9 protein-coding genes are annotated in these 10,267 nt (G+C 65.6%); 7 read left to right on the top strand and 2 right to left on the bottom strand.

Annotated features, from left to right (window positions below):
- Positions 1-131 precede the first annotated feature (131 nt).
- The 7 genes from JWQ89_RS04405 (at position 132) to JWQ89_RS04375 (ending at position 8,285) form a co-directional block, all read left to right on the top strand.
- Positions 132-998 carry a carbohydrate ABC transporter permease gene (locus JWQ89_RS04405; RefSeq protein WP_299638754.1) on the top strand — a complete coding sequence of 289 codons (867 nt, stop codon included), beginning with the start codon at positions 132-134 and terminating at the stop codon, positions 996-998.
- 43 nt (positions 999-1,041) lie between these two features.
- Positions 1,042-2,196, top strand: a complete 1,155-nt coding sequence (locus JWQ89_RS04400) for an enolase C-terminal domain-like protein (RefSeq protein ID WP_299638752.1) — start codon at positions 1,042-1,044, stop codon at positions 2,194-2,196.
- A 127-nt stretch (positions 2,197-2,323) separates the two neighbouring features.
- Entirely contained in the window at positions 2,324-4,789 is a 2,466-nt protein-coding gene (gene ligD, locus JWQ89_RS04395; RefSeq protein WP_299638750.1) for a DNA ligase D, read from the top strand.
- A gap of 9 nt (positions 4,790-4,798) precedes the next feature.
- The gene (locus JWQ89_RS04390) at positions 4,799-5,698 is read left to right on the top strand and encodes a Ku protein (RefSeq protein WP_299638749.1); all 900 of its coding nucleotides are present in this window, start codon (positions 4,799-4,801) and stop codon (positions 5,696-5,698) included.
- A 78-nt stretch (positions 5,699-5,776) separates the two neighbouring features.
- Positions 5,777-6,856, top strand: coding sequence for a tetratricopeptide repeat protein (locus JWQ89_RS04385; protein WP_299638748.1), 1,080 nt, complete (start codon positions 5,777-5,779; stop codon positions 6,854-6,856).
- Entirely contained in the window at positions 6,856-7,500 is a 645-nt protein-coding gene (locus tag JWQ89_RS04380; protein ID WP_299638747.1) for an alpha/beta family hydrolase, read from the top strand. The genes JWQ89_RS04385 and JWQ89_RS04380 overlap by 1 nt, the downstream gene beginning before the upstream one ends.
- Positions 7,501-7,511: 11 nt before the next feature.
- Complete coding sequence (locus tag JWQ89_RS04375; protein ID WP_299638745.1) at positions 7,512-8,285, top strand: exodeoxyribonuclease III; 774 nt, start codon at positions 7,512-7,514, stop codon at positions 8,283-8,285.
- Between the two features lie 133 nt (positions 8,286-8,418).
- Here JWQ89_RS04375 and JWQ89_RS04370 read toward each other — a convergent pair whose 3' ends face one another.
- Complete coding sequence (locus JWQ89_RS04370) at positions 8,419-9,771, bottom strand: aspartate aminotransferase family protein (protein ID WP_299638744.1); 1,353 nt, start codon at positions 9,769-9,771, stop codon at positions 8,419-8,421.
- Positions 9,772-9,878: 107 nt separating this feature from the next.
- Positions 9,879-10,265: a RidA family protein gene (locus JWQ89_RS04365; protein ID WP_299638742.1), complete on the bottom strand. Its 387-nt coding sequence runs from the start codon at positions 10,263-10,265 to the stop codon at positions 9,879-9,881.
- Between the last annotated feature and the right edge of the window lie 2 nt (positions 10,266-10,267).

Genomic DNA, 10,267 nt, shown 5'->3' with positions numbered 1-10,267 from the left:
GGGCGACTTCGGGGCCTCGGCGGCGCTCTCGACGCTGCTCGTCGGCTCGTCCATCGTCATCGCGCTAGTCATTGTTTTTGCTACTAAATTCTACAAGATCGATTGAGGGCGGGATGAGCAGGACAGCACCGATGCGTCTCAATCTCGGCCGGTTCGCGGTGTTCGCGACGCTGGCGTTTGCGGTGTGCTTTTACGGCATTCCGCTGCTCTGGCTGTTCATCGCAGGGACGCGGTCGGAGGCTTCGCTGCTCAGCGATCCGCCGTTTGCGCTGGGGACCTGGGAGGCGTTCAGCCGGACCTGGACCAACCTGACCACCTATAACAACTTCCAGATCATCACCTGGGCGGGCAACTCGCTGATCTACTCGGTGGGCGGGGTGCTGCTGTCGCTGGTGGCGTCGATCCCGGGCGGATACGCGCTGGCGCTGTCGGAGTTTCCGGGGCGGCGGCTGATCCTGATCCTGACGCTGATCGCCATGATCACCCCAAGTACGGCAGTAGTGCTGCCCATTTTCCTCGAGATGAATTTACTGGGTCTGAACAACACCTATATGGGTTTGATCCTCGCCTCGGGGTTCTTCCCGTTCGGCGTCTATCTCACCTACGTCTATTTCTCGACCTCGCTCCCCAAGGGGGTGATGGATTCCGCCCGGGTCGATGGCTGCAACCGCTTCCAGCTGTTCACCCGCATCGCGCTGCCGCTGGCGCGGCCGATCGTGTCGCTGGTGGCGTTCTTCAGCTTCCTCGCCATCTGGTCGAACTACTTTCTCGCCTTCGTGCTGCTCAGCGACGACAAGCTCTACAACCTGCCGGTGGGGCTCACGGCGTTGGTCTCGGGCTCGGGCGCGCTCAGCAACCTGCCGTCCAACGATGTGCCGATCAAGAAGCCGGAGGTGGTGCTGGCCGCCATCCTCGTGGTGCTGCCGGTGCTGCTGATTTTCATGGCTGCGCAGCGGTTCGTGCGCTCGGGCACGCTGTCAGGCGCGGAAAAGGGTTAGCGGCCGCTCAAGACCGCAAATGATCTTGCTTATGGAGGATTGAATGAAGATCACGGGGTTCACGGGCTGGTTGGTCGAAACCGAGCCGGGACCGAAATTCATCTGGCGCGACGGCATTCCCGGTTCGCACGGCGACATTCCGCGCGGCTCGAAGCCGCACAAGGCGGTGATCCGCATGGAGACCGACAGCGGGCTCTATGGCGCGATCGAGATGAACCGCGGCGAAGCGGTGATCGACCTGGTGCGGCGGCGCTACCATGAGTTCATCGGCGAGAACCCGCTGCTGACCGAGCGCATGTGGCGGCTGATTTGGGAGATCGATCGCATCGAGGAGATCCACATGCGGGCGCTCGGCATGCTCGACATGCTGTGCTGGGACGTCAAATCGCAGCAGGCGCGGATGCCGATCTACCAGCTGCTCGGCGGCGACGACCGGGTCGTGCCGGCCTATGCCTCGACGGTCACCTGGCCGACGATGGAGGAGTACGAACGCTACATCAAGATGAGCCGCGACCTCGGCTTCAAGGCGTTCAAGCTGCACGCCTGGGGCGGGCCGGTGAAGCGGGACATCGAGCTCTGCACGAACCTGCGCAAATGGGTCGGCCCGGATGCCGACCTGATGTTCGACGGCTCGGCCGGCTGGGACTACGTAAACGCGCTGGAGTTCGGCAAGGCGATCCAGGACCTCGGGTTCCTCTGGTACGAGGAGCCAATGCGCGAGTTCCACCTCGGGTCCTACACCAAGCTCTGCGAGAAGCTCGACATCCCGATCCTCGCCGCCGAAACCTCGGACGGGGTCCATGGCAACATGGCGACCTGGATCGAGGCCAAGGCGCTCGACATGACGCGCGTCTCCACCTTCTACAAGGGCGGCTTTACCGGCTCGATGAAGGTTGCGCATCTCAGCGAAAGCCACGGCATGCGGGCGCAGGTGCACGGCATGGGCCTCGAAAACGCGCAAATCTGCGCCGCCATCTCCAACAACGATTACTATGAGCAGCTCATCATGGACGAGGAGCAGATCAGGGGCCTCGACAAGCTCGGACCGCTCGCCATCGTCGACGGCAACCTCACGGTGAGCGACGAGCCGGGGCTCGGCTACCACTACGACTGGGACGCGCTGGATGCGGCTGCCTTGACCAAGATCGAGGTATCGGAGCGCCTGTCGCCACCGCCCAAGCTCGTTCCATGGCATTGACATGACCAGAAGCTATGACCCGCCGTTCAGGCAGCATTCATCGCTGTGGCAGGTGAGCGGCGGTTTCTGGGCGTTCGCCACATTCGAGGGGATTGCGGTGCACCAGGTGCCGCCCTAGCTTTACCCCATGGTCGAGCCGAAACTACGCAGCTACCGCGGGAAACGCGACTTCTCCAAAACCACGGAGCCCGCCGGCGGCGCAGTTGCGCCCGGCAGCACGCGCTTCGTGGTGCACAAGCACTCCGCCACCGCCGACCACTACGACCTCCGCCTCGAGCACGGCGGCGTGCTGCTGAGCTGGGCCGTGCCACGGGGCCCCTCGCTCAATCCGGCGGACAAGCGGCTGGCGGTCCATACCGAAGACCACCCTATCGAATACATTGATTTTGAAGGGGTAATTCCGGAAGGCGAGTATGGCGGCGGGCCGATGATCGTCTGGGATACCGGCGACTGGGCGCCGATGGAGGACGTCGACGCAGGGCTCCGAAAGGGCGGGTTCAAGTTCCGGCTGTGGGGCGAAAAGCTCAAGGGCGGCTGGATGCTGACCAAGCTCAAGGGCCGGCCGGGCGACGACGACAAGGAGAACTGGCTGCTGTTCAAGGAGCACGACCCGTCGGTCGACACCGAGACGGACATCCTCGCCGCGCGGCCCGAAAGCGTGAAGTCGGGCCTCACCACCGAGCAGCTGCTCGAAGCGGCAAAACCCAAGCCGAAAAAGGTACTTAGGCCCGCGAGCGTCGATGGCGCGGTGAAGGGGCCGCCGCCGGGGGAGGTCGAGCCGCAGCTGGCAAGCTCGGCGACCGAGCCGCCCAACGAGGAGGCCGCGCACTGGCTGCATGAGATCAAGTTCGATGGCTACCGGACCATCGCGCACCTGATCGACGGCAAGGTGCAGCTGATCACCCGAAGCGGCATCGACTGGACCAGGCGCTACGGCGACCTGCCCAAGGAGTTCGCCAAGCTGCCGGCCAGGCAGGCCATCCTCGACGGCGAGATCGTCGTCCTCGATGAACACGGCATCTCGCGCTTCGCCGCGCTGCAGGATGCGCTGTCCCAGGGGGCGGGCAGCAAGCTGCATTTCTACGCGTTCGACCTGCTCTATCTCGATGGCTACGACCTCAGGAAGGCGGAGCTGACCGACCGCAAGCAGTTGCTGGCTCAGCTACTGGGCGGGCACGTCAGCGGGCGCTCGGCGATCCAGCTCAGCGACCATGTCGAAGGCAATGGCGACGCGCTCTACGAGCGGGCTTCGGAAATGGGGCTCGAAGGGATCGTCTCGAAGCGGACGGACTCGCGCTACCAGTCGGGCCGCACGGCGACCTGGGTGAAGGTGAAGGCGCGACCGACCGGCGACTTCGTCATAGCAGGTTATACCGTGTCGGCGGTCGCCGAGGGGCTGGCTTCGCTGGCGCTGGCCGAGTTCGTCGATGGCGAGCTCGAGTATCGCGGCAAGTGCGGCACCGGGTTCGATGCGGCTACGCTGGTGCAGCTGTTGCACAAGCTGGAGCCGCTGCAGGATCCGACGCTGAAACTCGAGGGGACGCCCAAGGACATCATCTGGGTGCAGCCGGTGCTGCGGTGCCATGTGCACTATGCCACCCGCACGTCGGACAACATGTTGCGGCACTCGGTATTCAAGGGGTTGCTGGAGGCGGAACTGACGGCCCCGGCGGCGCCGCGGCAGCGGCTGATCACCGATGCCGATCTGGCTTCGATCTCTATCACCAACCCGACGCGGCGGCTGTTCGGCAAGAGCGGGCCGACCAAGCTCGATATCGCGGTGTACTACGCGGCGGTGGGCGACTTCATGCTGCCGCACCTGTTCAACCGGCCGGTGTCGCTGTTCCGCTGCCCCACCGGGATGCCGAAGGACTGTTTCTTCCAGCGCCATGCCTTCAAGGGCATGCCGCCGACGATCAACGTGTTCGAGACGCAGAACTCTGGCGAAGAGGACCGGACCTATCTCACCATCGAGGACGCCAAGGGCTACCTGGCGCTGGCGCAGTTCGGGGTGGTCGAGTTCCACGCTTGGGGGTGCCTCTTGAGCAATCTCGAAAAGCCGGACCGGGTGACGTTCGATCTCGATCCGGGCGAGGGGATCGAGTGGCGCGAAGTGGTGGAGGCGGCGGTGCACCTGCGCGGCGAACTCGAGGCGCTGGGGCTGGTGCCGTTCATCAAGACCTCGGGCGGCAAGGGGCTGCACCTGGTGGTGCCGATCACCCCCAAGCAGACGTGGAAGCAGGTACATGCCTCGACCGGCGAGATCGCCGCGGCAATGGCGCGGACGGCGTCGGACACGTTCGTCACGGTTATCGGCGAGAAGAACCGCAAGCGGCGTATTCTTATAGATATCCATAGAAACGCGCGCAGTGCGACGGCCGTATCGCCCTATTCGCTGCGGGCCCGGACGAACATGCCGGCCTCGACGCCGCTCGACTGGCGGGACCTTGAGTCCATCGACGCTCCGGTCGATTTGAACTACTCTACTCTTCCGGGTCTCTTAACCACGTCTGGGGATCCGTGGTCCGAAATTAACGAGTTCGCGCGGGATTTGCCTGCATTATCAAAGGCGGGACGTAGTACGCGCGCGTAGGAGGCGAAGGTGGCACCAAGAGCTAGCTGGAAGGGCTATATCAAGCTGAGTCTGGTCAGCTGCCCGGTCAAGATGTATCCGGCGACGAGCGCGTCGGAGCGCATCGCGTTCAACCAGCTGCACAAGGACACCCACAACCGGATCAACATGAAGCCGGTGGACCCCGAACTGGGGCTGGTGGAGCGGAGTGACCTCGTCAAGGGCTACGAGTACGAGGACAAGCAGTACATCATCATCGACGAGAGCGATCTCGATGCGGTGCGGATCGAATCCAACCACACGATGAACATCGAGGCCTTCGTCGACGAGGACGAGGTCGACGTCATCTACCAGGACGCGCCGTACTACCTGGCGCCGGACGGGGCGATGGCGGAGGAGACGTTCGCGGTGCTGCGCGAGGCTATGCGGCAGTCCGGCAAGCTCGCGATCGCGCGGCTGGTGCTGACCAACCGCGAGCGGGTGATCACCATCGGGGCGCGCGAGAACGGCATGTTCGTCACCGTGCTGCGCAATCCGAGCGAGGTGCGCGGCACGGCCGAGTATTTCGGCAATATCCCAGCGCTGAAGCCCGATCCCGAGATGCTCGAACTGGCCGAAAAGCTGATCGAGCAGAAGGTCAAGCCGTTCGATCCCAAGCAATTCGAGGATCGCTACGAAGTGGCGCTGATGGCGATGATCCGCGAGAAGCTCAAGGGCCACAAGCCGATCATCGCGGCGGCCCCGGAACGCGGCAATGTCATCAACCTGATGGATGCGCTGAAGGCGAGCCTGGGACAGGCAAAGCCCGCAGCGCCCAGCAAGGCAAAGGCCGAGACGCCGGCCCCGGCGAAGAAGCCATCGCTGAAGGAAGCGGTGGCCGCTTCGAAGGCCGCGGCGGCCAAGCCTGCGGCGGCGAAGAAGAAGGCGTAGCGCCGGATGCCGCGCGCCTGGGGCGTGCCAAGCGGCAAGGGCTGGCGAAGCAGCCTGTTCGGCATGTAAGGGAATCGGATGCGGAAGCCGGACACCACCGTCGGCATCGTGGGGGGCCTGAGCGCCTTCCCGCGAAGGCTGGCGGCCAAGGCGGTGGCCGGCAAGGGCGGGCGGCTGCGCCGCGGCACCACGCGGCATACTTCCAGCGTGGTGCTGGGGCGGACGCTGCTCGAAAAGCATACCGATGCCGAAATCGAGCAGCGCATCGCGACGCTGCGCGAGACCGGCGCGAAGCTGGTCAGCGAAAACGGGTTCCTCCGCTCGCTCGGGCTGATGGCGGCGCCGGAACAATCCAATCTCAGCCGGCAATCGCTGCTCGACCAATCGCGGCTCGATGGGCGGGTGTTTGACCTCCTGGCGCTGTTCGACGTGTTCGAGCATGACGCGGAGCCGTTCTCGTTTCGCGACCTGATCCTGTCGCGGAAATATGCGGGGCTGCTGGCGGGTGGCGCGGCCTGGGGGGCGATCGCGCGCTCGGTGCACCGGTCGGGGCCGGTGGCGTCGCTGACCGCGATGTCGCTCCATCCGGGTGGGCCGAAGCGCATCCATGCGCTCGAGGGGGCGCAACGGAGCGAGCTCGATGGCCAGCGGCTGTTGGCATTGGAGCCGATCGAGGACGAGTCCGAGGAGTATTTTTCGCTTGCCGAGGCGGCGGAGGCGGCGGGGCTGTTTGCCGAGGCGGCGGTGCTTTACGGGCATTGCCTGTCGGTCGATCCCAACGACTCGGTGGCAGCGTTCAACCGGGCCAACTGCCTCAAGGGCGCGCGCGACAATTCCGAGGCGGCGCATGCCTATATGCTGGCGATCAAGCGCGATCCGGATTTCGTCGAGGCGTGGTTCAACTATGCCGGGCTGCTGCGCGAGGAGGGCAAGATCGAGAGCGCCCGCCGGCATCTGCAGACGGCGATCGAGATCGACGCGGACTATGCCGACGCGATCTACAATCTTGCAACGCTCGAATACGACGCCGGCGATCTCGGCGCGGCGCGGCGCTGGTGGGTGCGCTATCTCGAGCTCGACCAGAATTCGGAATGGGCCAAGACCGCGGCGCGCGGCATCGCCTATGCCGACCTTCATTCACGGAAATCGGCGGGCTGATGGCGACGGAATTCCTTTTCGACGGCCCCGAGGACGCGCGGGTCACGATCATGCTGGCGCATGGCGCCGGGGCGCCGATGGATTCGGCGTCGATGAACGCCACGGCCAGGGCACTGGCGGCAGGCGGGTTCCGGGTGGCGCGGTTCGAGTTCGCTTACATGGCGAGCCGGCGGAGTGCGGCGGGGAAGAAACCGCCGCCGCGGGCGGAGACGGTGATGCCGGAATATGTGGCGGCGGTGGACGATCTCGGGCCGACCGACGGGCCGCTGGTCGTCGGCGGCAAGTCGATGGGTGGGCGGGTCGCCAGCATGGTGGCGGATGCGCTGTTCGATGCCGGGCGGATCGCGGGGCTGCTCTGTCTCGGCTATCCGTTCCATCCGCCGGGGCGGCCGGAGCAGCTGAGGACCAGGCACCTCATCGATCTCAGGACGCCGACGCTGATCTGCCAGGGGACGCGCGACGAGTTCGGGGTGCCGGACGAGGTCAAGACCTATGGGCTGTCGAAGGCCATCGAGGTCAGGTGGCTCGAAGACGGCGACCATGACCTGAAGCCGCGCAAGGCCATCTCGGGATTCTCGACCGCCGACCACCTGAAGACGGTCACCGACACGGTCACGGGGTGGGTCGGGCGCATCGCGCCGTAAGGTTGCCAGCTTTGAAGATCGCGACGTTCAACATCAACAACGTCAACCGGCGGCTGCCGAACCTGCTCGCTTGGCTCGAGGCGACGGCGCCGGACGTGGTTTGCCTGCAGGAGCTGAAGGCGACGGACCGGCAGTTTCCCGCGACGGCGTTGGCGGATGCCGGCTATGGCGCGGTGTGGCGCGGGCAATCGGCGTGGAATGGGGTGGCGATCCTCGCCAAGGGTGTCGAGCCGGTGCTGACGTCGGACGCATTGCCCGGCGATCCGGAAGACGAGCAGGCGCGCTATATCGAGGCTGCGGTGAACGGGGTGGTGATCGCCTCTCTCTATGCGCCGAACGGCAATCCGCGGCCGGGACCGAAGTTCGACTACAAGCTGAGCTGGGGGGAGCGGCTGATTGTGCACGCGGCCGAGCTGTTCGACAGCGGGCTGCCAGTCGTCCTCGCCGGCGACTACAACATCGTGCCGGAGCCGCGCGATATCTACGTGACGACGTCCTACAAGGACAACGCGCTGGTGCAGCCGGAGCCGCGCGAGCAGTTCCGGCGGTTGCTGGAGCAGGGCTGGACCGACGCGCTGCGGAAGAAATTCCCCAACGAAACGCTCTACACGTTCTGGGACTACATGCGGAACCGCTGGCCGCGGGATGCCGGGCTGCGGCTCGACCACATGCTGCTGAGCAAGCCGCTGGCGCGCAAGCTCACCGGCGCCGGGATCGACCGCGAGGTGCGCGGCGAGGATGGGGCGAGCGACCATGCGCCGGTGTGGATCGAGCTGAAGATCTAGTGTGTCACGTCGCGAGGGTATCTGGCCGCCGCGCCGCCTCTCCACTGAGAGGAGAAGGGATGGGGCCACGGCCGCTCAGCTCCTGCGAATGAGAAAGTGGAGCGCGGTCTGGGGCACCCGCGCTCCGGGCCGGCTACAGGGTGCCCTTGGCCTTGAGGTCGCGGACGGCGTCTTTCACCGCGGCTAGGGTCGTATCGATGATACCGGCATCGTGCTCGGACGAGAGGAACCAGGCGCCGCGTTCGAGGGCGCGGACGCCGCGGTGCAGCAGTGCGGTGGTGAGCGCGATGTAGGCAGGGCGGTTCATCTTCGCGAGGTCGCGGTAGTTGCGGGCGGGCGCCTCGAGGCCGAGCGCGACGTGGAAGACCTGGCCGAAGCCGACCACCGAGGCGGTGACGCCGGCGGAGGCGAAGATTTCCCGGAAGCCTTCGAGCAGTGCGGTGCCGGAGCGGCCGATCTTGTCGTAGAGCGCCGGGGTCAGCGACTTGAGCGTTGCGGCGGTGGCTGCCATGGCGATGGGCTGGGCGTTGTAGGTGCCGCCGTGGACGACGCCGCCGGAGGTGAACATGTCCATCAGGTCGGCGCGGCCGGCGATGGCGGCGACCGGGAAGCCGTTGGCGATGGCCTTGCCGAAGGTTGAGAGATCGGGGGTGACGCCGAACAGTTCCTGCGCGCCGCCGGGGGCGAGGCGGAAGCCGGTGATGACTTCGTCGAAGATCAGGATGGTGCCGGTCCTGGTGCAGGCCTCGCGCACGCCTTCGAGATAGCCGGCGGCGGGGTGCACGGCACCCTGGTTGCACATCGCGGCTTCCATGATGACGGCGGCGATGTCGCCGTCGGCGAGGCGGGCCTTCAGCAGCTCGAGATCGTTCCAGGGCAGGACGACAACGGTGTCGGCGGTGTCGGCCAGCTGGCCCTTGCTGCCGATGACGGGGACGGGTGCATCGGCCGGGCCGGCGGCATCGACGCTGGGAGCGGTCGACCACAGGACGTTGTCGAACCAGCCGTGATAGTGGCCCTCGAACTTGATCACCTTGCTGCGGCCGGTGGCGGCGCGGGCGAGGCGGAGGGCGGCCTGGTCGACTTCGGAGCCGGAGGAGCCGAAGCGCATGCGCTCGGCCGAGGGCACCATCTGGCAGACGAGGCGGGCGGCTTCGGCCTCGATGGCGGTCTGGCCGGCGAACAGGATGCCGCTGTCGATCTGGCTCTTCACCGCGTCGACGAGAGGCTGCGGCTTGTGGCCGAGGATCATCGGGCCCATGCCCAGATAGTAGTCGATGAGCTTGTTGCCATCGACGTCGAAGAGGTAGGCGCCTTCGCCGCGCTCGAACACCAGCGGGGTGGGGGAGATGTTGAGGCGGAAATTGCTGTTCACGCCTCCGGCGATCCACTGCGAATTGGTGCGGATGGTCTCGGCCGATTTGTCGAAGCTGAGCAGACGCGACGAAAGGTCGGCCGATTGTTCGGCGGGGGTGGTGACGGTCAACGCGGAACTCCTCAATGCTTCGTTCAACTGGCCCCAGAGCCAGGTTCTTGTAAATGGCCGCCCGTTTCACGAGGCGAAAAAATAGGCAGAAAGCCCTCGCGGCGGGGTCAGGCCTTGCTGGTCTTCGCCACGGCGATGCACTCGATCTCGTAGCGCAACGAGGCGCCGAGGCAGTTGGTGATGGTGGTGCGGGCCGGATAGGGCGCCTTGAAATACTCGGGGTAGATCTCGTTGAAGCGCCCGACATCGTCGTTGTCGCGGACATAGTTGCGGGTCTGGACCACATGGGCGAGGTCGCTGCCGGCATCTTCCAGAACCTTCTTCAGGTTCTCGATCGAGCGGCGCATCTCGCCCTCGAAGCTGTCCGAGACGATCTTGCCGGTGGCATCGACCGAGGCCTGGCCGGAAACGAAGATGAGCTCGCCGACCTTGGTGGCGGGACTGAACGGCAGATGCGAGCGCGGGGTGTCCGGCGCGCTGGGGTATTCGATCATGA

The organism is Devosia sp. (assembly GCF_028290645.1).
In the GTDB taxonomy this organism is placed as follows: domain Bacteria; phylum Pseudomonadota; class Alphaproteobacteria; order Rhizobiales; family Devosiaceae; genus Devosia_A.
The sequence above is the reverse complement of the archived record's forward strand: the minus strand, read 5'-3'. Positions and strand labels throughout refer to the sequence as shown.

What these genes read in the sequence shown, in the direction of transcription:
- JWQ89_RS04380 (WP_299638747.1), top strand. Translation starts at nt 6,856, where the DNA reads ATGGCGACGGAATTCCTTTTCGACGGCCCCGAGGACGCGCGGGTCACG.
- ligD (WP_299638750.1), top strand. Translation starts at nt 2,324, where the DNA reads ATGGTCGAGCCGAAACTACGCAGCTACCGCGGGAAACGCGACTTCTCC.
- JWQ89_RS04405 (WP_299638754.1), top strand. Translation starts at nt 132, where the DNA reads ATGCGTCTCAATCTCGGCCGGTTCGCGGTGTTCGCGACGCTGGCGTTT.
- JWQ89_RS04400 (WP_299638752.1), top strand. Translation starts at nt 1,042, where the DNA reads ATGAAGATCACGGGGTTCACGGGCTGGTTGGTCGAAACCGAGCCGGGA.
- JWQ89_RS04365 (WP_299638742.1), bottom strand. Translation starts at nt 10,265, where the DNA reads ATGATCGAATACCCCAGCGCGCCGGACACCCCGCGCTCGCATCTGCCG.
- JWQ89_RS04385 (WP_299638748.1), top strand. Translation starts at nt 5,777, where the DNA reads ATGCGGAAGCCGGACACCACCGTCGGCATCGTGGGGGGCCTGAGCGCC.